The organism is Fodinibacter luteus (genome assembly GCF_039541575.1).
In the GTDB taxonomy this organism is placed as follows: Bacteria; Actinomycetota; Actinomycetes; order Actinomycetales; family Dermatophilaceae; genus Fodinibacter; species Fodinibacter luteus.
This window is the reverse complement of sequence record NZ_BAABGM010000010.1, coordinates 141811-165315: the sequence shown is the minus strand read 5'-3', so window position 1 is coordinate 165315 and position 23505 is coordinate 141811. Positions and strand designations below refer to the sequence as shown.

The 23505-nt window shown below is 74.1% G+C and carries 21 protein-coding genes; 12 read left to right on the top strand and 9 right to left on the bottom strand.

The features are described from left to right. The first annotated feature begins 13 nt into the window (after window positions 1-13). Both hflX and ABD899_RS07850 read left to right on the top strand, forming a co-directional pair. A complete protein-coding gene (gene hflX, locus ABD899_RS07855; protein ID WP_345204320.1) occupies window positions 14-1513 on the top strand; it encodes a GTPase HflX in 1500 nt (499 codons plus the stop codon). A gap of 72 nt (window positions 1514-1585) precedes the next feature. Beyond that, entirely contained in the window at window positions 1586-2653 is a 1068-nt protein-coding gene (locus ABD899_RS07850) for a GNAT family N-acetyltransferase (protein ID WP_345204318.1), read from the top strand. Here ABD899_RS07850 and ABD899_RS07845 read toward each other — a convergent pair. Beyond that, complete coding sequence (locus tag ABD899_RS07845; RefSeq protein WP_345204316.1) at window positions 2601-4250, bottom strand: cation:proton antiporter domain-containing protein; 1650 nt, start codon at window positions 4248-4250, stop codon at window positions 2601-2603. The genes ABD899_RS07850 and ABD899_RS07845 overlap by 53 nt on opposite strands. Window positions 4251-4266: 16 nt before the next feature. Beyond that, window positions 4267-5973, bottom strand: a complete 1707-nt coding sequence (locus ABD899_RS07840; RefSeq protein WP_345204315.1) for a formate--tetrahydrofolate ligase — start codon at window positions 5971-5973, stop codon at window positions 4267-4269. A gap of 106 nt (window positions 5974-6079) precedes the next feature. Here ABD899_RS07840 and ABD899_RS07835 point away from each other — a divergent pair, with 106 nt between their 5' ends. From ABD899_RS07835 to rpsT, 4 genes are all read left to right on the top strand, one after another. Continuing rightward, window positions 6080-6664 (top strand): antibiotic biosynthesis monooxygenase, encoded by a 585-nt coding sequence (locus tag ABD899_RS07835; protein WP_345204312.1) that lies wholly within the window; start codon window positions 6080-6082, stop codon window positions 6662-6664. Window positions 6665-6723: 59 nt separating this feature from the next. After that, on the top strand, window positions 6724-9003 hold the full coding sequence (locus ABD899_RS07830; RefSeq protein WP_345204310.1) for an ATP-dependent DNA helicase: 2280 nt from the start codon (window positions 6724-6726) through the stop codon (window positions 9001-9003). A gap of 26 nt (window positions 9004-9029) precedes the next feature. Next, window positions 9030-10019: a DNA polymerase III subunit delta gene (gene holA, locus ABD899_RS07825; RefSeq protein WP_345204309.1), complete on the top strand. Its 990-nt coding sequence runs from the start codon at window positions 9030-9032 to the stop codon at window positions 10017-10019. A gap of 211 nt (window positions 10020-10230) precedes the next feature. Next, window positions 10231-10491 carry a 30S ribosomal protein S20 gene (gene rpsT / locus ABD899_RS07820; RefSeq protein WP_345204307.1) on the top strand — a complete coding sequence of 87 codons (261 nt, stop codon included), beginning with the start codon at window positions 10231-10233 and terminating at the stop codon, window positions 10489-10491. Window positions 10492-10548: 57 nt separating this feature from the next. Here the strand turns inward: rpsT and ABD899_RS07815 are convergent, their stop codons facing one another. Continuing rightward, a complete protein-coding gene (locus tag ABD899_RS07815) occupies window positions 10549-11037 on the bottom strand; it encodes a type II toxin-antitoxin system PemK/MazF family toxin (RefSeq protein WP_425474950.1) in 489 nt (162 codons plus the stop codon). A 101-nt stretch (window positions 11038-11138) separates the two neighbouring features. On the opposite strand from ABD899_RS07815, the gene ABD899_RS07810 reads away from it, so the two are divergent. From ABD899_RS07810 to ABD899_RS07800, 3 genes are read left to right on the top strand one after another with little or no spacing between them, the layout of a single operon-like run. Next, window positions 11139-12170 (top strand): extracellular solute-binding protein, encoded by a 1032-nt coding sequence (locus tag ABD899_RS07810; RefSeq protein WP_345204305.1) that lies wholly within the window; start codon window positions 11139-11141, stop codon window positions 12168-12170. Between the two features lie 20 nt (window positions 12171-12190). Then, the gene (locus ABD899_RS07805; RefSeq protein WP_345204303.1) at window positions 12191-13759 is read left to right on the top strand and encodes an ABC transporter permease; all 1569 of its coding nucleotides are present in this window, start codon (window positions 12191-12193) and stop codon (window positions 13757-13759) included. After that, entirely contained in the window at window positions 13756-14802 is a 1047-nt protein-coding gene (locus ABD899_RS07800) for an ABC transporter ATP-binding protein (RefSeq protein WP_345204302.1), read from the top strand. The genes ABD899_RS07805 and ABD899_RS07800 overlap by 4 nt, the downstream gene beginning before the upstream one ends. On the opposite strand, the gene ABD899_RS07795 is transcribed toward ABD899_RS07800, so the two are convergent. After that, window positions 14787-16118, bottom strand: a complete 1332-nt coding sequence (locus ABD899_RS07795) for an MFS transporter (RefSeq protein WP_345204301.1) — start codon at window positions 16116-16118, stop codon at window positions 14787-14789. The genes ABD899_RS07800 and ABD899_RS07795 overlap by 16 nt on opposite strands. A 143-nt stretch (window positions 16119-16261) precedes the next feature. On the opposite strand from ABD899_RS07795, the gene lepA reads away from it, so the two are divergent. Then, window positions 16262-18118, top strand: coding sequence for a translation elongation factor 4 (gene lepA, locus ABD899_RS07790; RefSeq protein ID WP_345204299.1), 1857 nt, complete (start codon window positions 16262-16264; stop codon window positions 18116-18118). Window positions 18119-18125: 7 nt separating this feature from the next. Here lepA and ABD899_RS07785 read toward each other — a convergent pair whose 3' ends face one another. Both ABD899_RS07785 and ABD899_RS07780 read right to left on the bottom strand, forming a co-directional pair. After that, on the bottom strand, window positions 18126-18695 hold the full coding sequence (locus tag ABD899_RS07785; protein WP_345204298.1) for a DinB family protein: 570 nt from the start codon (window positions 18693-18695) through the stop codon (window positions 18126-18128). A 12-nt stretch (window positions 18696-18707) separates the two neighbouring features. Further along, window positions 18708-19283 carry an NUDIX hydrolase gene (locus ABD899_RS07780; protein WP_345204296.1) on the bottom strand — a complete coding sequence of 192 codons (576 nt, stop codon included), beginning with the start codon at window positions 19281-19283 and terminating at the stop codon, window positions 18708-18710. Between the two features lie 47 nt (window positions 19284-19330). Between ABD899_RS07780 and ABD899_RS07775 the strand changes: the two genes are divergently transcribed. Then, window positions 19331-19795: a hotdog fold domain-containing protein gene (locus tag ABD899_RS07775; protein ID WP_345204293.1), complete on the top strand. Its 465-nt coding sequence runs from the start codon at window positions 19331-19333 to the stop codon at window positions 19793-19795. Here the strand turns inward: ABD899_RS07775 and ABD899_RS07770 are convergent. Further along, window positions 19773-20570, bottom strand: coding sequence for a tyrosine-protein phosphatase (locus tag ABD899_RS07770; protein WP_345204292.1), 798 nt, complete (start codon window positions 20568-20570; stop codon window positions 19773-19775). The two genes, ABD899_RS07775 and ABD899_RS07770, sit on opposite strands and share 23 nt — an antisense overlap. 40 nt (window positions 20571-20610) lie before the next feature. Between ABD899_RS07770 and hemW the strand changes: the two genes are divergently transcribed. Then, complete coding sequence (hemW, locus tag ABD899_RS07765) at window positions 20611-21828, top strand: radical SAM family heme chaperone HemW (protein ID WP_345204290.1); 1218 nt, start codon at window positions 20611-20613, stop codon at window positions 21826-21828. Here hemW and ABD899_RS07760 read toward each other — a convergent pair. Together ABD899_RS07760 and ABD899_RS07755 are read right to left on the bottom strand one after the other, a co-directional pair. Continuing rightward, on the bottom strand, window positions 21821-22486 hold the full coding sequence (locus tag ABD899_RS07760) for a DUF4870 domain-containing protein (protein WP_345204288.1): 666 nt from the start codon (window positions 22484-22486) through the stop codon (window positions 21821-21823). The genes hemW and ABD899_RS07760 overlap by 8 nt on opposite strands. Window positions 22487-22602: 116 nt before the next feature. After that, a complete protein-coding gene (locus tag ABD899_RS07755) occupies window positions 22603-23481 on the bottom strand; it encodes a DUF3097 domain-containing protein (RefSeq protein ID WP_345204286.1) in 879 nt (292 codons plus the stop codon). Window positions 23482-23505 lie beyond the last annotated feature (24 nt).

Here is a 23505-nt window from a genome sequence, read left to right as displayed (position 1 = left end):
CCCTAGGGAGAACATGACTGCACGACACATCCTCTCCGGGCGGGCCGACGCGCTCGCCGACCCGACCGCAACCTCCGCGGGTGACCAGGCCTTCGACGACTCCGGCTTCGTGCGCCCACGCGAACCGTGGGACCCGGACGACGACGCCTTCGACGGCGAGCAGCTCGACCGCGAGGAGCGCGCCGCGCTCCGCCGCGTCTCAGGGCTGTCCACCGAGCTCGAGGACGTCACCGAGGTCGAGTACCGCCAGCTGCGCCTCGAGCGCGTCGTCCTCGCGGCGGTGTGGAGCGAGGGCACGGCCGACGACGCCGAGAACTCCCTGCGCGAGCTCGCCGCGCTCGCCGAGACGGCCGGTTCGGAGGTGCTCGCCGGCGTCGTCCAGCGCCGTGCCACCCCCGACCCGGCGACCTACCTCGGCAAGGGCAAGGCCGCGGAGCTGCGCGACATCGTCATCGCCGAGGGTGCCGACACCGTCGTCTGCGACACCGAGCTCGCGCCGAGCCAGCGCCGGGCCCTCGAGGACGTCGTCAAGGTCAAGGTCATCGACCGCACCGCCCTCATCCTCGACATCTTCGCCCAGCACGCGAAGAGCCGGGAGGGCAAGGCCCAGGTCGAGCTCGCTCAGCTCCAGTACCTCCTGCCGCGGCTGCGCGGCTGGGGCGAGTCGATGTCGCGCCAGGCCGGCGGCCAGGCCGCGGGCGGGCAGGGCATGGGCTCGCGCGGACCCGGTGAGACCAAGATCGAGCTCGACCGCCGGCGGATCAACACGCGCATCGCCCGCCTGCGTCGCGAGATCAAGGAGATGAAGACGGTCCGCGACACCAAACGGGGCAGCCGCCGCGCCAACGCCGTCCCGAGCGTCGCCATCGCCGGGTACACGAACGCGGGCAAGTCGAGCATCCTCAACCGGCTCACCGGGGCCGGGGTGCTCGTCGAGAACCAGCTCTTCGCCACCCTCGACCCCACGGTGCGCCGAGCCGAGACCCCCGACGGGCGGATGTACACGCTCACCGACACCGTCGGCTTCGTCCGCCAGCTGCCGCACCAGCTCGTCGAGGCGTTCCGGTCCACCCTCGAGGAGGTCGCCGACGCCGACCTGCTCCTCCACGTCGTCGACGGCTCGCACCCCGACCCGGAGGGCCAGGTCTCCGCCGTGCGCGCCGTGCTCGCCGACGTCGACGCGACCGACGTCAAGGAGGTCATCGTCATCAACAAGGCCGACCTCGCCGACCCCGAGGTCATCGCCCGCCTGCGCCGGCACGAACAGCACTCGATCGTCGTGTCGGCCCGTACCGGCGCGGGCCTCGACGAGCTGCGGGCGCTCATCGCCGCAGAGCTGCCCCAGCCGGACATCGACGTCGACGTGCTCGTCCCCTACGACCGGGGCGACCTCGTGAGCCGCATCCACGAGACCGGCGAGGTGCTCGCCAGCGAGCACGTCGCCGACGGCACCCGGCTCACCGCCCGGGTCGGGCCGGACCTCGCCGACCACCTCACCGCGTTCCGGGCCTGACCCCCACGCACCGGCCCGGACGGGCCGCACGGATAGCCCTGTGCGCCTGTGGCCCCGGGTAGCCTCGCGCGAGTGCAGAGGGCGCCGCGGGAGATCTCGACGAACCGCCTCACCCTCCGACGACCGGTCGGGGGTGACCGGTCGTTGTGGGTGCGCGTGCACCGAGACCCCTCGCTGCACGCCTTCGCCCCGTGGACGATGGCCGTGAGCGACGAGGCGGCCGAGGCGGGCTTCGGCGACTGCCTCGACCGGTGGCGCCGGACCGGCTTCGACCACGCGGTCGTCGAGGAGTCGAGCACCCGGTCCGGGATCGGGGTCGGCGGCCTGCGCCGGGGTACCGACGACTCCGGCCACGAGGTGCTCGCCCTGACCTACCGGCTCACGCCCTCGGCCCACGACCGGGGACTGGCCACCGAGGCGACCCGGGCGTGGGCGGCCCACGCGGTCGAGTGGCTGCCGGACCTGCCGCTCGTCATGTCGGGCCGCGAGAGGGACGAGCGGGCGATGCGCACCGCCCTCGCCGCCGGCCTGGAGCGGGTCGGCACCGTCGACGACGCCCCGCCCGGGGAGGCGGCCTCGACCCTGCTGCAGGCCCCCTCGGTGCAGGCCCATGACCGGTTCGACGAGCAGACCCGCGAGTCCCTGCTCGACCTGTGGTGCGCCGTCAACGACGCCGGGGGAGCCGTCGGCTTCCTCCCGGGGGCCTCGCGCACCCAGGTGGCCCGGACCCTGTCCGTGCACGAGGAGGGCATGGCCGACGGGGGGACGACGGCCGTCCTCCTGCGCGGTTCCGGGGGCCGGGTCGTCGGTGCCGGGTTCTGGGTCACCGACCGGAACCCGATGCTCGGCCACACCCGCACGGCCTACCGGGTCATGACGCTGCCCGAGCACCGCGGCCGCAACCTGGGGCGCCTCCTCATGGCGGCGATGCACCGCGTGGCCCGTGAGCAGGGGGTCGAGGTCGCCGTCCTCGACGTCCGCAGCGGCCTCGGCACGACCCGCTTCTACGAGGGTTGCGGGTACGTCGAGGTGGGGCGGCTGCCCGGGGTCATCCGGGTCGCCGCCGGGGACGACCGCGACTCCGTCGTCATGGCTCGTCGCCTCGACGACCGACCGATGGTGGCGGACGGTCGGGCCTGACCGGCGGCTCCTCCAACGCACGCAGGGTCGCCGGGTCGCCGAGGGCGGCCTCCGCGAGGGCCAGGCCCGAGCCGCTGTAGATGTGCAGCACCGTGTCCGCGCCGTGCGCGAGCAGGTCGGTGACCTCGTCGTCGTAGCGCGCCACCGCGGCGACCGTGCCGGTGAAGTGCCGGGCCCGCACGACGGCGAGGGCCCCCAGGTTCGCGTGGTGGAAGGGCATGGCGAGCACGACGGTGTGGAGGGAGCGGACCGCGACGAGGCGACGCCACAGGGCCGAGTCCGTCGCGTCGGCGGCCACCGCCTCCACTCCCTGTGCGGACAGCTGGGCGACCCGCTGCTCGTCGTGCTCGATGCCGAGGACGCGCAGCCCCTCCTCCGCGAGCCGGGTGTACGCGGCGGTCCCGACGCGCCCGAGACCGAGCACGAGTGCGTCGACGTCGTGCAGCGGGATCGGTCGCTCGGCCGGGTCGAGCCGCGCGGGGTCACGGTCCGGCCAGCGGCGCTCGACGGCATCCGCCCAGCGCTCGGCACGCAGGTTGACCGCCGTCGAGACCAAGAAGCTCGCGGCCACGGCCACCGACATCGTCGTGACCCAGCCCGGTTCGAGCAGCCCGGCGCTCGCCGCGGTGGCCGCGACGACGAGCGCGAACTCGGAGTCGTTCGCCAGCGCAGCAGCGGTGAGGGCCGACGTCCGGCGGCGCACCCCGAGCGCACTGAGCAGCACGAGGTAGAGCGCGGTCTGGGCCGGCAGGAGGAGCAGGAGGAGCAGGCCGGTGGCCACCTGCCCCGGGGTCGGGACGCCGTTCAGCCCGATGGACAGGAAGAACGCGACGAGGAGCAGCTCCTTGACCGAGAACAGCGACTTGACGAGGTCGCCGGACCGCGGGTGGGGCGCGAGCAGCAGGCCCATGACGACCGCCCCGAGCTGACCCTCGAGCCCCACCGCCTCGAAGAGCAGGTAGCCCGGCACGAGCGCCACGACGACACCGAAGAGCACCTGGAGCTCGCCGTGGCCGAGCCGTTCCCAGACCGCCGCGAGGAGCCGTCGGGCAGGCCAGAGCAGCACGAGGGCCAGCGCCCACGGACTCGGCCGGCTCGTGCCGCTCACCGCGATGAACGCGACGACCGCGAGGTCCTGGACGACGAGGATGCCGATCGCGATCCGTCCGTAGCGCGAGCGTGACTCGCTGCGCTCCTCGAGCACCTTGACGACGAGCACCGTGCTCGAGAAGGCGAGGGCGAACGCGAGCAGGGTCAGGGTCGACGCGGGGAGACCGGTGAGGCCGCCCACCCCGACGGCGGCCAGCCCGGCGAGCACGACGAAACCGGCTCCGACCATGAGCACGAGGTGTGCCGTCGCGGTGAGCCACACCTCGCGCCGCAGGAGCAGGCGCACGTCGAGGGAGAGGCCGACCGCGAAGAGGAGGAGGGTGACGCCGAGCTCGCCGAGGGTGTCGACGACGGGGTGCTTCTCGACGCCGAGCGCCGCGAGGGCGAAGCCGGCGGAGAGGAAGCCGACGAGCGGCGGGAGCCGGAGCCACCGGGCGAGCGAGCCCCCCGCGAGGGCCGCGACGAGGTAGGTGGCCGCGAGCGTCATCGCCGGGGCCGCGTGCTCAGCTCAGCCCCACGACGCGACCGTCGTCGTCGACGTCGATGCGGTGCGCCGCGGGTTCGCGGGGCAGGCCCGGCATCGTCATGATCTCGCCGGTGACGAGGACGACGAACCCGGCACCTGCCGCGAGCCGCACCTCGCGCACCGTCACGGTGTGCCCCGAGGGGGCGCCCCGCAGCGAGGGGTCGGTCGAGAACGACGCCTGGGTCTTGGCCATGCAGATGGGCAGGTGGCCGTGCCCCTCGGCCTCGATCTGCTCGAGGCGGCGCCGGGCCTTGGGCTCGAAGGCCACCCGCGACGCACCGTAGACGCGGGTCGCGACGGCCTCGGCCTTCTTCTCGAGCGAGAGGTGGTCGTCGTAGACGAAGCGCATGTCGCTCCTGCCCTCACGCACCGCCTCGACGACGCCGCGGGCCAGGGCCTCGGCCCCGACCCCGCCGTCGCGCACGTGCGTCGCCGGGTAGGCGCGCACGCCCTCGTGGCGGCACATCCGCACGACGAGGTCGACCTCGGCGTCGGTGTCGCTCGGGAAGCGGTTGACGGCGACGACCGGGGTGAGCCCGAGCACGCCGCGGACGTTGTCGAGGTGCCGGCGCAGGTTCGTCATCCCGGCGCCGACGGCGGCGAGGTCCTCGCGGTCGACCTCGCCCACGGGGACGCCGCCGTGGAACTTCAGGGCCCGCACCGTGGCGACGACGACGGCGACCGCAGGCCGCAGCCCGGCGGCGCGGCACGTGATGTCGACGAACTTCTCGGCGCCGAGGTCGGCGCCGAAGCCGGCCTCGGTGACCACCCAGTCGCCGAGCTTGAGCGCGGCCCGGGTGGCCATGACCGAGTTGCAGCCGTGGGCGATGTTCGCGAACGGGCCGCCGTGGATGAACGCGGGCGTGTGCTCGAGCGTCTGGACGAGGTTCGGGGCGAGCGCGTCGCGCAGCAGGACGGTCATCGCCCCCTCCGCCCCCAGGTCGCGCGCGGTGACCGGCTGCTTCGTGCGGGTGTGCGCCACGACGACGTCGCCGAGGCGACGCCGCAGGTCGGCGAGCGAGGTGGCGAGGCACAGGATGGCCATGACCTCCGAGGCGACGACGATGTCGAAGCCGTCCTCGCGGGGGATGCCGTTGACGAGGCCGCCGAGGCCGATGACGATGCCGCGCAGCGCCCGGTCGTTGAGGTCGACGACCCGCTTCCACGTGATGGTCCGTGCGTCGATGTCGAGGGCGTTGCCGTGGTGGAGGTGGTTGTCGATCATCGCCGCGAGCAGGTTGTTGGCCGCGGCGATCGCCGCGAAGTCACCGGTGAAGGCGAGGTTGATGTCGACCATCGGCACGACCTGCGCATAGCCTCCGCCCGCGGCGCCGCCCTTGATGCCGAAGACCGGCCCCATCGAGGGCTCGCGCAGGGCGACGACGCTGTTCTCGCCGATCCGCCGCAGGGCGTCCGCGAGGCCGACCGAGGTCGTCGTCTTGCCCTCACCTGCGGGGGTCGGTGACATCGCGGTGACGAGGACGAGGTGGCCGTCAGGACGGTCCTCGAGCGTCGTCAGCCACGGGATCGAGACCTTGGCCTTGGTGTGGCCGTACGGGACGAGGGCCGCGGCGGGGATGCCGAGCGCGTCCCGGGCCAGGTCGGCGACGGGGGTGATGTCGGCCGACTCGGCGATCTCGATGTCGGACGGGAAGGGCACGGGGGCGTCGACGTCGATGGTCACCAGCCCATCGTGGCACCGACCGCCCCGCTGTCGTCGCACTTCGTGGGGTGTTCCGCAGACGGGCACCGAGGCGCGCCCACGGCCCCCCGACGGGGACGATGGCACCATGGCCGCTGCTCCGCCGCCGGGTCCCGGACCCGGCCACGTCACCCGGATCGCTCGCCGCCGCGCCCTGCCCGGCCACGAGGCGCAGTACGAGGCGCTCGTGCGGGAGATGTTCGGGACCATGCGCGGGCACCGGGGCTTCCTCGGCGCCGAGCTGCTGCCGCCCGAGCGGCACGGCGAGGACTACCAGGTCGTCGTCAACTTCACCGACGAGGACGCCCTCGCCGCGTGGGACGCGAGCGAGGAGCGGGCCGCCGTCCACGCGAGGATGCGCGAGCACGCCGTCGGCGAACCGGAGCACCGCCGGCTCTCGGGCCTCGAGGCGTGGTTCGCGCCCGCCGTCGTCCCGGCCTCGATGCACCCGCCCCGGCACCGGATGGCGCTCGTGACGTGGCTCGGGATCTGGCCGACCGCCTCCCTCGTGCTGTGGCTGCTCGCGGGTCGGCTGCAGGACCTCGGGCTGCCCTTCCTCGTCGTCACGCTCGTCAACACGGCGGTCATCACGGCGCTCATGACGTGGGTCGTCATGCCCCGGCTCACCCGGCTGGCCCGCCCCTTCCTCGCCGGACGTCGCCGCGCCGGGTAGCGCCGCGTGCTGTGGACGGTCGCGACCACCCCGTCGGCCGCACGGCATACCCTGCTCTCGTGCCGACCCTCGACGACCTCCTCCACGCGGCCGTCGCCGGTGTCGGCGGCACGGAGCGACCCGGCCAGGTGCAGATGGCGCACGCCGTCGCGGAGGCCATCGACGGCAGCGGCCACCTCCTCGTCCAGGCCGGCACGGGAACCGGGAAGTCGCTCGCCTACCTCGTGCCCGCGGTGCGTCACGCCGTCGACACGGGCCGGCCCGCCGTCGTCGCCACCGCGACGCTCGCCCTCCAGGCCCAGGTCGTCGACCGCGACATGCCCCGGCTCGCGGACGCCGTCGCACCGCTCCTCGGACGTCGCCCGACCTACTGCCTCGTCAAGGGCCGGCGGAACTACCTGTGCGCGCACAAGCTGCACGGCGGCTTCCCCGACGACGACGCCGACGCGCTCATGTCCGTCGGCGCGGTCGACCAGCAGGCGTCGCGGCTCGGCGCCGAGGTGGTGCGCCTGCGGGAGTGGGCCGAGGTGACCGAGTCGGGCGACCGCGACGAGCTCGTCCCCGGCGTGTCCGAGCGGGCCTGGCGCCAGGTCTCGGTCTCCGCCGAGGAGTGCCTCGGCAGCCGCTGCCCGATGGTCGCCGAGTGCTTCGTCGAGCGGTCGCGGGAGGCGGCGCGCGACGTCGACGTCATCGTCACCAACCACTCGTTCATGGCGATCGACGCGTTCGAGGGGCGCCAGATGCTGCCCGAGCACGACGTCCTCGTCATCGACGAGGGGCACGAGCTCGTCGACCGGGTCACCTCGACGATCACCGACGAGCTCACCCCCGGCATGGTCCGGGCCGCCGCCCGGCGCGCCGGCCGCCAGGCCGACGCGTCGTCCACCCTCGACGAGGCCGCCGACCTGCTCGAGTCCGTGCTCGAGCCGGCACCTGAGGGGCGGCTCACCGGCATCCCCGACTCCCTCGCGATGGCGCTCGGGCGCGTGCGGGACACCGCCCGTGCCGTGCAGAGCGAGCTCAAGCCCGCGCAGGGCGACGAGCCGGACGCCGCGCGCCAGGTCGCGCGGGCCGCCGTCGACGAGGTGTACGACAACGCCTGCCGGGTGCTCGAGGAGCGTGAGCTCGACGTCGTCTGGGTCAGCCGCGACCCCCGCCGGGGCCCGGTGCTGCGGGTGGCCCCGATGAGCGTGGCGGCGCTCGTGCGCGAGAAGGTGTTCGACGAGCGCACCGTCGTGCTCACCTCGGCCACCCTCGAGCTCGGCGGGTCGTTCGACGCGGTCGCGGGCACGATCGGGCTGCGCGGCGACGGGGCCCCGCCGTGGCGCGGACTCGACGTCGGCAGCCCGTTCGACTACCCGCAGCAGGGCATCGCCTACGTCGCGCGGCACCTGCCGGCCCCGGGGCGCGACGGGCTCGCCACCGAGACCCTCGACGAGATCGAGGCGCTCGTGCGGGCTGCCGGCGGCCGGACCCTCGGGCTCTTCTCGTCCATGCGCGCGGCCCGCGAGGCCACCGACGCGATGCGCGAGCGGTTCGCCGACGCGCAGGGCGACATCGCGTTCCTGTGCCAGGGCGAGGACCAGATCAGCACGCTCGTGCGGCAGTTCGCCCGCGACCCGCGCACCTGCCTGTTCGGCACGCTCTCGCTGTGGCAGGGCGTCGACGTGCCCGGCTCGTCCTGCCAGCTCGTCCTCATCGACCGCATCCCCTTCCCGCGCCCCGACGACCCGCTCGCCTCGGCCCGATCGCAGGCCATCGCCCGGATGGGCGGCAACGGGTTCATGGCCGTCTCCGCCACGCACGCCGCGCTCCGCCTCGCCCAGGGCGCCGGGCGCCTCATCCGCCGGGCCGACGACCGCGGGGTCGTCGCGTTCCTCGACCACCGGATGATGACGGCCCGCTATGCCGGGTTCCTCCAGCGGTCGCTGCCGCCCTTCTGGCCCACCGCCGACCGGGAGATGGTGCTCGCCGCCCTCCGCCGGCTCGACGAGACCGCGTCACCGCCGCTGCCCGTCGCCGAGCCCGCCCTGCGCGGGCTGGCCGGGGCGCTCGCGGGCCCCGTCGGCGACACCGCCCGGGCCGCGGATGCCGCGGCACCGGTGCCCGAGCGGCCGGTCGCCGAGGCGCCTCCGCCGGCGGCGTCGTCGCGCACCGCGGTCACCCACGGCCACGCGTGGACCGCGCAGGAGGACGAGGAGCTGCGCGACGGGACCGAGCTCGGCCTGACCCTCGACGAGCTCGCCGAGTCGATGGAGCTGCCTCCGGAGACGGTCGCGGCCCGCCTCGCGGGCCTCGGCCTCGAGGCCGGCCGGGGCCCGACGCTCACCTTCGGCTGACGGCGGCTCGTGGCAGAGTGACGGGCATGGAGGACGAGGTCGCGGTGCACCACCGGGTGCCCCCGTACGTCCTCATCGCCGGGCCCGAGCAGCTGCTCGCGGAGCGGGCCCTGGCCCAGACGCTCGACGACCTGCGGGTGACCCAGCCCGACCTCGAGACGATCCGCCTGGATGCCGCGGCCTACGAGCCGGGCGAGCTCACCCTCCACGCCAGCCCGTCGCTGTTCGGCGGGGCGAAGTGCATCGTCGTCCACGACCTCGACGAGGCGGCCGACGACCTCCAGGGCGACCTGCTCGCCGCGCTGTCCGTCGACCCAGAGCCCGACCTCACCCTCGTCGTCCTGCACAAGAGCGGCACCCGCGGGAAGAAGGTGCTCGACACCCTCAGGGGGTCCGGGGCGCGGGTCATCGACGCCCCCGCGATCAGGACCGACCGCGACAAGGCCGACTTCGCGGCCCACGAGTTCCGGCGGGCCCGGCGCAAGGCGACGGGGGAGGCGGTGCACGCCCTCGTCGAGGCCGTGGGCAAGGACCTCCGCGAGCTCGCCGCCGCCTGCCAGCAGCTCATCGACGACACCCACGGCGTCATCGACGAGCAGGTCGTGCTCACCTACCACGGGGGCAAGGTGGAGGCCACCGGCTTCCGGGTCGCCGATGCCGCCCTGGCCGGCGACACCGGCGAGGCCCTGCGCCTGCTGCGGCACGCGATCGCCGTCGGGGTCGACCCGGTGCCCATCGTCGCCGTCCTCGCCCAGCAGGTCCGCCAGCTCATCAAGGTCGGGTCGGCCGGACGGGGCCGCTCCGCCGACGTCGCGCGCGACGTCGGCATGGCGCCGTGGCAGGTCGACAAGGCGCGGCGGGCGCTCGGCGGCTGGTCCGCCGACGCCCTCGGGCGGTGCGTCCGGGCGATCGCCGCGGCCGACCTCGAGGTCAAGGGCGGCGGACGCGACCCGGTCTACGCGGTCGAGCGGGTCGTCCTCACGATCACCGGCGAGCACGCCCGCAACTCGGGGTGACGGCGGTCGCCGCACCCGCTCCGCCGGCGACGTTTTGGAGCGGGCGGCTCCCCGCTGGTAACTTTGCTCCCTGCGTGTGCGCTTGAGGTCGTGCGCGCACGAGAGAACCACCCAGCGCACGTCAACCACGGGTGCCCCACGCCCGGTCCCGACGCGCGGCTGCCGCCCTCTACACGGCACACCGACCCCAGCAGAAAGCACACACAGACCAGTGGCGAACATCAAGTCCCAGCTCAAGCGGATCAAGACCAACCGCGCCGCGACCGAGCGCAACAAGGCGATCAAGTCGGAGTTCAAGACCGCGATCCGCAAGTTCCGCGAGGCCGCCGACGCCGGCAACGCCGACGAGGCCCAGGCCGCCCTGCGCTTCGCCTCCGTCAAGCTCGACAAGGCCGTGAGCAAGGGCGTCATCCACAAGAACCAGGCCGCGAACAAGAAGTCCGCGATGGCCAAGCGGGCCAACGGTCTCTGACCGCACGCCCGCTCCCGACGGGGCCCGTCGCCGCTCGCGGTGACGGGCCCCGTCGCGTCACCGGTGCAGGTCGGCGACCGCCCGCGCGACGGAGCGGAAGCGTTCCGGCGACAGCACGGCCCCCTCGCGCCTGACGCGCCGGGGGTCCACCCGCACGACGCGGTCGACCCGCACCTCGCTCGGGCGGCCGCGGCGGTCCCACGCCCCGCTGCCGATGTCGACCCACCGGCGCCGCACGTCCGGCACCGGGTGGCCGTCGTGGTCCCTGCTCGACAGCTGGAGGCCGAGGAGCCAGTCCCCGTCGTGACCCACGAGGAGCACCGGGCGGTCCTTGCCCCGGGAGTGGTCCTCCTCGAAGGGAACCCACGTCCAGACGATCTCGCCGGGGTCCGGGCGACCGTCGGGGCTCGGGGCGTAGACCGGGGCCAGCGCGCCGGTGTAGTCCCCGGGGTAGCCGGATGCCGGTCGCGTGCCGAGCCACCGGCGCAGCGAGGTGGCCGCGGAACGCAGCAGGCCGCGGCGCAGGGGCGGGGGAGTCGACGTCACGGCAGCAGGGTATTCCGCCCTGAGGAACCCGGTTTTGCGCAGGTAAGCCTTACCTAATACCTTGGTGCTCGTCCCGGTCCCCTCCGCGAGGAGCACCCTCCATGTCCGTCCGACGCGCGCTCGCCCTCGGCGCCGCCGCCCTCATCGCCCTCACGACCGCCGCCTGCGGCCAGGAGGAGGGCGAGGAGCCCCTGTCCGACGACGCGCTCGTCATCTACTCGGGCCGCAACGAGAACCTCGTCGGCCCGCTCCTCGACCGGCTCGAGGAGGAGACCGGCATCGACGTGCAGGTGCGCTACGGCGGCTCGAGCGAGCTCGCCGCCCAGCTGCTCGAGGAGGGCGACGGCACCACGGCCGACCTGTTCTTCAGCCAGGATGCCGGGGCGCTCGGTGCCCTCGCCAAGGCGGGGCGGCTCGAGACCCTTCCGGCGGCGACGACCGCCGCGGTCCAGGAGGGGTTCGCGGACCCGGACGGCCGCTGGGTCGCGACCTCGGCCCGGGCCCGCGTCATCGCCTACGACCCGGCGCAGGCCCCCGAGACCACCGAGATGACGACGGTCGACGCGGTGCTCGACCCGAGGTACAAGGGCAGGGTGGGCTTCGCCCCCACGAACGCCTCGTTCCAGTCCTTCGTCACCGCCCTGCGGGTCAGCAAGGGCGAGGAGGGCGCCCGCCAGTGGCTCGAGGCGTTCAAGGCCAACGAGCCCAAGGCCTACGACAACAACGTCCTCGTCCTCGACGCGGTCGACTCCGGCCAGGTGGCCCTCGGCCTCGTCAACCACTACTACTGGTACGAGCGGGTCGCCGAGAAGGGCGCGGACGCGGTCAACGCGAAGATCCACTTCCTCGACGCCGACGACCCCGGGGCGCTCATCAACGTCGCCGGCGCCGGCATCCTCGCGGGGAGCCCGCAGCGTGACGCCGCGAACTCGGCGATCGAGTACCTCCTGTCGCCGGAGGGCCAGCAGTACTTCGCCGACGAGACCGCGGAGTACCCCGTCGTCCCCGGGGTCACGGCGACGAAGCACGACCTCGTGCCCCTCGCCGAGCTCGAGGGCTCGAGCATCGACCTCAACGCGCTCGACTCGCTCGAGCAGACGCTCGTCCTCCTCGACGAGGTGGGGCTGACCTGAGCACGCTGACGCCGCCCGGGGTGCGGGACGCCGAGCCGGCGACCCGCACCCCGGCGCGCCGTCGGGGCCCGGCCCCCCCGCTCTTCCTCACCGCGCCCTCGGTCGTCGTCTCGCTCATCGCCCTCCTGCCGATCGGCTACCTCCTCATCCGCACGGCGGAGGCCGGGCTCGCCCGCGTCGTCGACATCCTCGTGCGCGAGCGCACCGTCGAGCTCATCGCCCGCAGCCTGCTCCTCGTCGTGCTCGTCACGTCGCTCAGCGTCGCCATCGGCGTGGGGCTGGCGTTCCTCGCGACCCGCACGGACGTCCCCGGGCGACGCACGATCGCCGCCCTCGCGGCGCTGCCGCTCGCGATCCCGAGCTACGTCGCGGCGTTCGCCTGGATCTCGGCCGTTCCGCAGCTCGCCGGGCTCCCGGGGGCGGTCCTCGTGCTCACCCTGTGCTGCTACCCCTACGTCTACCTGCCGGTGCTCGCGGCGCTGCGCCGCGCCGACCCGGGGGTCGAGGAGGTCGCCCGCAGCCTGGGCCGCAGCCCGTGGCAGACCTTCCGCGAGGTCACCCTGCGGCAGGTGCGCCCCGCCGCGGCGGCCGGGGGCCTGCTCGTCGCGCTCTACACGCTGAGCGACTTCGGCGCGGTGTCGATCCTGCGCTACGACGTCTTCACCCGCGTCATCTACACGGCGTACCGGTCGAGCTTCGAGCGTTCGACCGCCGCCGTCCTCTCGCTCCTGCTCGTCGCGCTCACCGTCGCGATCAGCATCGGTGAGTCGCGGGTGCGGCGGCGCGACGTCGCCCGCGTCGGGGCCGGCACCGCGCGGGCCGCCGTCCCGGTGCGGCTCGGGCGCGGGCGCCTCCCGCTCGCCGGGGCGTCGGCCGTCGTCATCGGGCTCGCGCTCGCCTTCCCGGTCGCCTCGCTCGCGTACTGGTTCGCCACGGGGCTGTCGGCCGGCCTCGACGTGGCGCACCTCGGCGAGAGCATCGTCGCCACCGCGTGGCTCTCGCTGCTCGGGGCGATCGCGTGCACGCTCGGGGCCGTGCCGGTGGGCATCCTCGCCGCCCGCCACCGGGGGCGGTTCACGACGGTCGTCGAGCAGGTGACGTACGCGGGGCACGCCCTGCCGGGCATCGTCGTCGCCCTCGCGCTCGTCTTCCTCGGCGTCCGGGTCGTCCCGTGGGCCTACCAGGAGGCGCCGCTGCTCGTCCTCGCCTACGTCGTGCTCTTCCTGCCCACCGCGGTCGGGTCGGTGCGCAGCTCGGTGGCCCAGAGCTCGGTGCGTGGCGAGGAGGTGGCCCGCTCGCTCGGGTCGCGGCCCGGGGAGGTGCTGCGCCGGGTCACCCTCCCGCTCGCCGCGCCCGGCATCGGGGCGGGTGCCGCGCTCGTGCTGCTCACCTGCATGAAGGAGCTCCCGGCGACGCTGCTGCTGCGGCCGACGGGCACCGACACCCTGGCCACGAGCCTGTGGACCGAGACCGGTGTGGGAGCCTACGGTGCAGCGGCCCCGTACGGCCTGGCCCTCGTGGTCCTCGCCGTCCTTCCCACGATCTGGCTCATGCGCCTGTCCGACCCGGACCGAGGAACGTCCCGATGAGCACCCTGACGATCCGCGACCTCGACGTCACGCTCGGCGAGATGGCCGTGCTGCGCGGGGTCGACCTCGAGGTGCCGAGCGGCTCGGTCACGGCGGTGCTCGGGCCCTCCGGCTGCGGCAAGACGACCCTGCTGCGGGCGGTCGCCGGGTTCGTGCGGCCCGAGGGCGGCGAGATCCGGATCGGCGACGCCGTCGTCGTCGGTCCCGGGCGCCACCTCGCGCCCGAGCGGCGCGGGGTCGCACTCGTGCCGCAGGAGGGTGCGCTCTTCCCGCACCTCAGCGTCGGCCAGAACGTCGCGTTCGGCCTGCCCCGGTCCGAGCGGCGGCGTTCGCCGCGGGTCGCCGAGGTCCTCGAGCTCGTCGGGCTGGCCGGCTACGAGGACCGCCGTCCGGACGAGCTGTCCGGGGGCCAGCAGCAGCGGGTCGCGGTGGCCCGTGCCCTGGCTCCTGACCCCTCGGTCGTGCTCCTCGACGAGCCGTTCTCGGCCCTCGACGCCTCGCTGCGCGAGTCCGTGCGCAGCCAGGTCCGTGACGCCCTCGACCGCTCCCGCGCGACAGCACTCGTCGTCACCCACGACCAGGACGAGGCGCTGTCCGTCGCCGACTCGGTGGCGGTCCTCGACGAGGGCCGCATCCTCATGCACGCGACCCCCCAGGACGTCTACCGGGCGCCCACCGGGCTCGGGGTGGCCCGGTTCGTCGGCCAGTGCGTCGAGCTGCCGGCCGACGTCACCGGCGGCGTGGCCGCGACCGCGCTCGGGGCCCTCGCCGTCGACGCGGCCGTGGCGGGGCCGGCACACGGGGTCGTCATGCTCCGCCCCGAGCAGCTGCGCCTCCTGCCCGCCGACGCTCCCGACGGCACCGCCGGCGAGGTCGTCGGCGGGGAGTACTTCGGCCACGACGCCCTCGTGCGGGTGCGGTTGTCCGGGCCCGGCACCGGCCCGCCGTTCGACGTGCAGGTGCGCACCCTCGGCGAGATCCCGGAGCGCGGGCCGGTGCGCGTCGCCGTCAGGGGCGCCGCCCGGTTCTACCCGCTCGGCTGAGAACCGGCGAGCGGGTGCGCCAGCTCGTCGGCGGGCAGGCGGGCCCAGACGATGGCCACGACGGCGGCGACGAGGGGGACGAGGCCCGCGACGGCGTACGTCGCCCGGAGGCCGATGAGCTCGGAGACCGGGCCGGCGAGCGCCATCGACACCGGCATGAGCGAGACCGACACGAAGAAGTCGAGGGAGGCGACCCGGCCGAGCAGCTCGGGCGGCACCCGCAGCTGGAGCAGGGTGCCCCAGATGACCATCGGCGCCGAGAACAGCGCCCCGATGACGAAGGCGCACGCCACGACGACCCAGAGCTGCGTCGTGACGCCGATGAGCAGGAACGGCAGGCACGCCACACCCCAGCCGAGGTTCATGAGGGTGAGGTAGCGGCGCGGCATCCGCACCGACGCCATGACGAGCGAGCCCACGGCGCCGCCGATGCCGAAGCCGGCGAGGGCGAGGGAGTGGTCGCCGGGACCGCCGCCGAGGACGTCCTTGACGAGGAAGGGGATGAGGACCTCGAGCGGCCCCATGACGACAAGGACCATGAGGGAGGCGAACAGCAGGGTCGCGAGCAGCCACGGGGTGCGCACCATGTAGGCGAAGCCCTCACGCATGTCCCGGGCCGCGGACCGCACGGGGTGCGCGGCGTGCTCGGGGTCGAGGGTGCGCCGGATGGGGGTCTGGGGCACCTTGAGCAGGGCGAGGACGGTGCCGACGCAGCTCACCGCGGCGATGGTGAAGGCGGCGCCCGGGCTGCTCGCCGCGACGACCGCTCCCGCGACCGCCGGGCCGACAGCCTGGGAGATCGTCGGCCGCACCATGCCCTCGAACCCGTTCACGGCCTGCAGGTCCGACTCGGGGACGAGGGCGGGCAGCCACGCGGAGTAGGCGGGGTAGTAGAACGCCATCGCCATACCCGTCGTGAACGCGACGCCGGCGAGGACCCACAGCGCGTTGAGGTCGGCGGCCGAGAGCAGCGCGACGAGCGACATGCCGGCCAGCTCGACGCCGGCGACGGCGAGGAGCACGACCCGCTGGGGCACCCGGTCGGCGACGACACCCGCGACGAGCGCGGGCAGGAGCACCCCGACGGCGCTCGCCGTCGTGACGACGGAGAGCTGGGCCGGGCCGCCGCCGAGGCGGATGACCTCCCACACGAGCGCGACGATCCACACCCCCGCCGCGAAGGAGCTGGCGGTGAGGGACACCGCGAGCCACCGGTAGGCGGGGGTGCTGAACGGCGTGAGAGCGCGGGGCAGCCGCCGGCCGACCACCTGGTCGCCGACGGCGTCGCGGATCGTGTCCGACAGCGGGTCGCTCACCGGTCCAGCATGCAAGGCGGCACCGACAGGGTGCCACCGGGTTTCCGACCGCCCGGGGTGAGCGGGCGGCATCCGAGGACGTGGGAGACTGGTCGGCAGTGCCCTGACCCGTCCGCCCCACCCACGCAAGGATCCACCACCTCGTGTCCCCCCGCGCCCGCACCGTGCTGCAGCCGCACGCCACGCCGCCGGAGGCGATCCGCAACTTCTGCATCATCGCCCACATCGACCACGGCAAGTCGACGCTCGCCGACCGCATGCTCCAGATGACCGGGGTGGTCGACGACCGGGCGATGCGCGCCCAGTACCTCGACCGGATGGACATCGAGCGCGAGCGCGGCATCACGATCAAGAGCCAGGCCGTGCGGATGCCGTGGGAGCTCGAGGGCGCCCCGGTCGTGCTCAACATGATCGACACCCCGGGCCACGTCGACTTCACGTACGAGGTGAGCCGCAGCCTCGCCGCGTGCGAGGGCGCGGTGCTCCTCGTCGACGCCGCGCAGGGGATCGAGGCGCAGACCCTGGCGAACCTCTACCTCGCGATGGAGAACGAGCTCACGGTCATCCCGGTGCTCAACAAGATCGACCTGCCGGCGGCCCAGCCCGAGAAGTACGCCGAGGAGCTCGCCGGCCTCATCGGCTGCGAGCCGGACGACTGCTTCCGGGTGTCGGGCAAGACCGGTGTCGGCGTCGAGCCCCTCCTCGACGCCATCGTCCGCCAGGTCCCCGCCCCGACCGGCGACGCGGACGCCCCGGCCCGGGCGATGATCTTCGACTCGGTCTACGACACCTACCGCGGCGTCGTCACGTACGTCCGGGTCGTCGACGGCAACCTCAACCCGCGCGAGCGCATCGTCATGATGTCGACCAAGGCCACCCACGAGCTGCTCGAGATCGGTGTCATCAGCCCCGAGCCGGTGCCCGGGAAGGGCCTCGGCGTCGGGGAGGTCGGCTACCTCATCACCGGGGTCAAGGACGTGCGGCAGAGTCGCGTCGGCGACACCGTCACCAACCTGGCCAAGCCGGCCAGCGCCCCGCTCGGCGGGTACCGCGACCCCAAGCCGATGGTGTTCTCCGGGCTCTTCCCCCTCGACGGCTCCGACTACCCCGACCTGCGCGAGGCGCTCGACAAGCTCAAGCTCAACGACGCCGCGCTCGTCTACGAGCCCGAGACCTCGGTGGCGCTCGGCTTCGGCTTCCGCTGCGGGTTCCTCGGCCTGCTGCACCTCGAGATCGTGCGCGAGCGGCTCGAGCGCGAGTTCGGCCTCGAGCTCATCTCGACCCAGCCGAACGTCGTCTACGACGTGACGATGGACGACGGCACCGAGATCGTCGTCACCAACCCCAGCGAGTTCCCCGGCGGGAAGGTCGCGGAGGTGCGCGAGCCCAAGGTGCGCGCCACGATCCTCGCACCGAGCGAGTACATCGGCGCCATCATGGAGCTCTGCCAGGGCAAGCGCGGCACCCTGCTCGGCATGGACTACCTGTCCGCGGAACGCGTCGAGATGCGCTACACCCTGCCGCTCGCCGAGGTCGTCTTCGACTTCTTCGACCAGCTCAAGTCGCGCACCCGCGGCTACGCGAGCCTCGACTACGAGCCCGACGGCGACCAGGTGGCCGACCTCGTCAAGGTCGACATCCTCCTCCAGGGCGAGACCGTCGACGCCTTCTCGGCGATCGTCCACAAGGACAAGGCCTACGGCTACGGCGTCATGATGGCCGGCAAGCTCAAGGAGCTCATTCCGAGGCAGCAGTTCGAGGTGCCGATCCAGGCCGCCGTCGGCGCCCGGGTCATCGCGCGCGAGAACATCCGCGCCATCCGCAAGGACGTCCTCGCCAAGTGCTACGGCGGCGACATCTCGCGCAAGCGCAAGCTGCTCGAGAAGCAGAAGGCGGGCAAGAAGCGGATGAAGAACATCGGCTCGGTCGAGGTGCCGCCCGAGGCGTTCATCGCCGCCCTCACCTCCGACGGCGCCGGCGCCCAGGCCACCAAGAAGTAGGCCGGGCTCAGCCCGACCGCTCGGCGATGCCGCGCAGCCGGGCCACGTAGGCCTCCCACCAGGCCTCGTCCACGTCGGGCAGGTTCGTCATGCCGTCGCGCAGCCCGCGCGCACCGTCGAGCTGCTCGCGCAGGATGTCGAGCTGGCCGGCGTGCCGGGCTGTCTCGACGGCCATGTGCACGAGCAGGGTGTGCAGGTCGGTCTCGGGCGTGCGCCACCACGGCACGGATGCCGGGGCGTCGGGCGGGAGGGGCTCGATGGTCTCGTCGGCGAACGCCGTGACCCGCCGGTAGAGGTCGAGGACGTCGGCGGGGGACTCCTCGGCCGTCGCCCACATGTCGGCGTTCGGCTCGGCGTCGTCGGCCCAGAAGGCCATCGGCTCGGGCCAGGGGCGCCCCAGGCACGCCCCGAAGTACTCCGCCTCGACGCCCGCCAGGTGCTTGACCACCCCCAGCAGGTTCGTGCCGGTGGGGGTCAACGGCATCCGCTGGTCACGCTCGGTGAGCCCTTCGACCTTCCAGAGCACCGTCTCGCGCAGCCCTTGGAGGTAGCGCCACGCCGTCTGCTTCGCATCCATCCGGCCAACCTCTCACGAGGCGGGGACACTCGACTCCTCGACAGGGTCGGCCTGCACCGGCCCGTCGCTCCACGCGTGCGGTCGCTGCGCCAGCTCGAGCACGGCGAGCACGTCGCGGGGCCACACGTCGTCGTCGGTGGTCGCGAGGTCGGGCAGCGCCCACCAGCGGATGTCGGCCACGGTCAGCAGCTCCTCCTCGGTGTGCGCCGTGGTGTCGACCTCGAAGGCCGGCACCCGCACGACGTAGAACACCTCGGTCTGGTCGACGACCTTGTCGCTGTACCCGTGGACCGCGACGCGGGTCAGGACCGGCCCGACGAGCTCGTCGGCGTCGACGACGAGGCCGGTCTCCTCCCACAGCTCGCGCACCGCCGCCTCGTGGTCGCTCTCGCCCGGGTCGACGCCCCCACCGGGGGTGACCCACCAGTGGGCGACCGGGTCGAGGCCGAGGTCGGAGTCGAGGAAGAGCAGCATCCGGTCGTCCTCGTCGAGCAGGAGCACGCGCACGGCCCGACGGTCGTAGCGCGGACGGTCCTGCGGCGCGGGCACGACGAACCCGGGCTGTCCGGGGTACGCGGGGGTGGGCATCGCCACACGCTAGCCCGACCCGCCCTACCGGTCGGTAACATCTGCGGGTGCCCGATACCTACGCCCTCTACCGGTCGATGTCCGCCAAGCCGCTCGGCAAGCGGGTCTTCTCGCTCCTCTTCGCGACCAAGGCGCCCTACTTCCGCACGATCCGCCCGCAGGTGCGCGACGTGCGCCCGCACCACGCCGAGCTGACGATCCGCAAGCGGCGGGCCGTGCAGAACCACATCGGCACCGTCCACGCCATCGCGGTGTGCAACGGCCTCGAGGCCGCGATGGGCCTGCTCGCCGAGGCGACGACGCCGCCCGGGCGCCGGTGGATCCCCAAGGGGATGACGGTGTCCTACCTCGCGAAGTCGACGACCGACCTGCTCTGCGTCGCCGAGACCGACCCCGCCGACTGGGCCGCGGCGGGCGACGTCCCGGTGCGGGTGCGCGCCGTGCGCACGGACGGCACCGTCGTCGTCGAGGGCGTCATCACGATCTACGTCAGCGAGAAGCCGGCTCGGTGAGGCGCGCCCGGAGCAGCTCGACGTCGGCCGCGGTCCACCCGCGCTCGCGCAACCAGCCGGGTGCGCCGCCCCAGCCCTCGTCGACCGCGTCGAGGATCGCCTCGATCGACTCGGCCCGCGGCAGCTGGTCGTCGGGCTTCTGCCGGGCCAGCGCCGCGGCGTAGGCCTCGCGCGGCAGCAGCCGGCCGATGATCGCGTCGATCCGCTCGGCGGTGAGCACGTAGTCGGCGACGATCTCCTCGCGCGGCACGCCGGCCACGTCGAGCGCCATCGCGACGACGGTGCCGGTGCGGTCCTTGCCCGCGGCGCAGTGCACGACCGTCGCGCCCCGCGCGTGGGCGACGACGCGCAGCGCGGCCGCGACCGAGTCGGGGCGCCGGGCGAGGTAGCCGAGGTAGTGCTCGGCCCAGAACGCCGCGTCACGGGTCGGTCGCTGCTCGTCCCACGCCGTGAGCAGGGCCCGCTCGCCGACCTGCTCGGTGCTCTCGCTCGGCAGCCGCTCCTCGATGAGCGAGTGGTGGTGGTGGGTCAGGGACCCGATGCGCCGCAGCGGCCCCGGACCCTCGATGTGCAGCTCGTGGTCGGTGCGCAGGTCGACGATGTCGGTGACGCCGAGCTCGTCGACGAGGCGGGTCACGTCGGCGTCGGTGAGGTCCTGGAGGTTGTCGGATCGGATGAGCCGACCGGATGCCGTGCGCCCGCCACCGCGCGTCGGCAGGCCACCGAGGTCGCGCATGTTCACCAGGCCGTCGAGGTCGATCCAGCGCTCCGTCACCGGGTCATCGTAGGTCGACCGGGTGGACGACAATGGGGCGGTGCCCCGACTGCCCGACGGCGACCCCGCCCCCGTGTCCGGCGAGCTGGCCGAGGGCGCTCTCGCCTCCCTCGCCGGCTCCCGGTTCGGCGTCTACGTCCACGTGCCGTACTGCTCGGTGCGGTGCGGCTACTGCGACTTCAACACGTACACGCTGACCGAGCTCGGCCCCGGCGCGTCGACCGCGAGCTTCGTGGACCAGGCGCTCGCCGAGCTCGACCTCGCGGTACGAGTCCTCGGCGAGCACGCCCGCCCGGTCGACACCGTCTTCGTCGGCGGCGGGACCCCGACCCTGCTGCCGGCGGCCGACCTCGTCCGGTGCGTCGACGGCATCCGGTCGCGGTTCGGGCTCGCCGCCGACGCCGAGGTGACGACCGAGGCCAACCCCGACTCGGTCACCCCGGCCGACCTCGCCGAGCTCGCCGCGGGGGGCTTCACCCGGGTGTCGATCGGGATGCAGTCGGTCGTACCCCACGTGCTGCGCACCCTCGACCGCACCCACGACCCGGCCCGGGTCGCCACCGCGGTCGAGGGGGCGAAGGCGGTGGGGCTGGCCACGAGCGTCGACCTCATCTACGGCACGCCGGGGGAGAGCCTCGACGACTGGCGGGCCAGCCTCGACGCCGCCGTCGCGCTCGGGCCCGACCACGTCTCGGCGTACGCCCTCGTCGTCGAGGAGGGCACCCGGCTCGCGGCGCAGGTGCGGCGCGGGGAGCTGCCGATGCCCGAGGGGGACGACGAGGCCGACAAGTACGAGCTCGCCGACGAGGTGCTCGCCGCCGCCGGGTTCGGCTGGTACGAGGTGAGCAACTGGGCGCGCACCCCCGCGGGCCGGTGCCGGCACAACGAGGGATACTGGCGCGGCGACGCCTGGTGGGGGGTCGGCCCGGGTGCGCACAGCCACGTCGGCGGGGTGCGCTGGTGGAACGTCAAGCACCCGCGAACCTACGCGGCGCGCCTCGCGGCCGGGGTGTCGCCGGCGGCCGGGCGCGAGGAGCTCACCGCAGCGCAGCGCCACGACGAGGAGGTCCTCCTGGGGGTGCGGCTGCGCGAGGGCCTCCCCGTCGGCGCCCTCGACGACGACGGCCGCGCCGCCGTCGCGGGCCTCGTCGGGGACGGGCTCGTCGACGGCCGCGCGGCCGTGCTCGACCGAAGGGTCGTGCTCACCCGGCGCGGACGGCTCCTCGCGGATGCCGTCGTGCGCCGGCTCGTCACTTGACGAACTGCGGGGTGAGCGGCGGGTTCCACCAGTCGCCGTTGTTCGCCTTCACGGCACCGATGATGTGCATGACGATCGCCCACACGACGGCCGCGCCGAAGGTGAGGAAGCCGACGAGCACGAGCATGAGCGGCAGCGACACGAGCATGACGATGCCGGCGATGATCTGGATGTTGAGGGCGTTCGCCGCGTGGTGGCGCACGAACGGCCCGCGGTCGCGGAACACGAGGTACATGACGAGCGCGCAGACGAAGCCGAGGAAGCCGCTCGACAGCACGGTGGCCGCGAGGGTGACGCCGTGCGCCGCCATGCCGGTCGTGCGCTCGTCGGAGGGCTTCATGGGGTTGGTCGCGACCTCGTAGCCGGGGGCGGGGGCGCCCGCCGGCGGCGGCGGGGGCGGCGGGGGCTGCTGGCCGTACTGCTGCTGGGCGTACTGCTGCTGGCCGTAGAACTCGCCGGCGACCGGGTCGCGGAAGGTCGTGACCGGGGGGACGGGGTACGGCACCGGCTCGGCCGGCGGGGGCGGGGGCGGGGGAGCCGCAGCCTCCGGGGCGTCCGGGGCAGCAGCGGCGTCGGCGGACTCGAGGTCGGCGGGCGGCGGCGGGGGAGCGGTCGGGTCGCTCGGTGTCTCGTCGGGACGGGGCGTGGTGTCGCTCATCTGTTCTCCTCATGGGGTGGTCTACATCCATCAAACACCCGACCGCGCCGCCGCCACAGGGTTCCCGGGGTGGAGCCGGGGTCGGGGTCAGGGTCGCGTCAGGGCCGACCCCGAGGTCACGACCCCGGGGCGGTGACGAAGTCGATGAGCTCCTCGACGCGGCCGAGCAGCTCGGGCTCGAGGTCGGCGTAGCCGTCGACGGCACCGAGGATCCGCCGCCAGGCGGCCGCGAGGTCCTGCTGGCTCTCGTGCGGCCAGCCGAGGTGGGCGGCGATCCCGACCTTCCACGGGGTGCCGCGCGGGACGACCGGCCACGTCTCGAGGCCGAGCCGCTGGGGCTTGACCGACTGCCACACGTCGACGTACGGGTGCCCGACGACGAGCACGTGCGCGGCGTGGGGACGCACGGCCCGGGCCTGCTCGACGACCCGCCACTCCTTCGTCCCGGGCACGAGGTGGTCGACGAGCACGCCCATCCGCCGGCCCGGACCGGGGGCGAAGGCCCGCACGGCCCCGGCGAGGTCGTCGACGCCGTCGAGCATCTCGACGACGACGCCCTCGACCCGCAGGTCGTCCCCCCACACCTTCTCGACGAGCTCGGCGTCGTGCCGGCCCTCGACGAAGATCCGCGACCCGCTCGCCACCCTGGCCCGCTGCCCGGCAACGGCGCGCGACCCGCTCGCGGTGCGCGCGGACGCCGCACGCGCCTGCGCCAGGCGGGCGTCGGCCGCGGCGCGCGGGGGAGTGAGGGTCACCGGCGCACCGTCGACGAGGAAGCCGGGGCCGAGGCGGAACCCCCGGGTGCGTCCGTGCCGGTCCTCGAGGTGGACGACGTGGACGCCGCCTGCCTTCTCGACGCGCACGACGGCGCCGCACCACCCGGTCTCGACGTCCTCGACGACGGTTCCCCTCTCGGCGGGGAGCTGCACGGATCGTCCCCGCGGCGGCGTGCGCCAGCCCTCGCCGAGCACGTCGCTGCCATACCTGTCGACCACGGCCGCGAGGCTAGCCCGGCCCGG

Excerpts from the sequence above, each read along its gene's own strand:
- hflX (WP_345204320.1), top strand. The coding sequence starts at position 14 with ATGACTGCACGACACATCCTCTCCGGGCGGGCCGACGCGCTCGCCGAC.
- ABD899_RS07845 (WP_345204316.1), bottom strand. The coding sequence starts at position 4,250 with ATGACGCTCGCGGCCACCTACCTCGTCGCGGCCCTCGCGGGGGGCTCG.
- ABD899_RS07835 (WP_345204312.1), top strand. The coding sequence starts at position 6,080 with ATGGCCGCTGCTCCGCCGCCGGGTCCCGGACCCGGCCACGTCACCCGG.
- holA (WP_345204309.1), top strand. The coding sequence starts at position 9,030 with ATGGAGGACGAGGTCGCGGTGCACCACCGGGTGCCCCCGTACGTCCTC.
- ABD899_RS07810 (WP_345204305.1), top strand. The coding sequence starts at position 11,139 with ATGTCCGTCCGACGCGCGCTCGCCCTCGGCGCCGCCGCCCTCATCGCC.
- ABD899_RS07800 (WP_345204302.1), top strand. The coding sequence starts at position 13,756 with ATGAGCACCCTGACGATCCGCGACCTCGACGTCACGCTCGGCGAGATG.
- ABD899_RS07785 (WP_345204298.1), bottom strand. The coding sequence starts at position 18,695 with ATGGATGCGAAGCAGACGGCGTGGCGCTACCTCCAAGGGCTGCGCGAG.
- ABD899_RS07780 (WP_345204296.1), bottom strand. The coding sequence starts at position 19,283 with ATGCCCACCCCCGCGTACCCCGGACAGCCCGGGTTCGTCGTGCCCGCG.
- ABD899_RS07760 (WP_345204288.1), bottom strand. The coding sequence starts at position 22,486 with ATGAGCGACACCACGCCCCGTCCCGACGAGACACCGAGCGACCCGACC.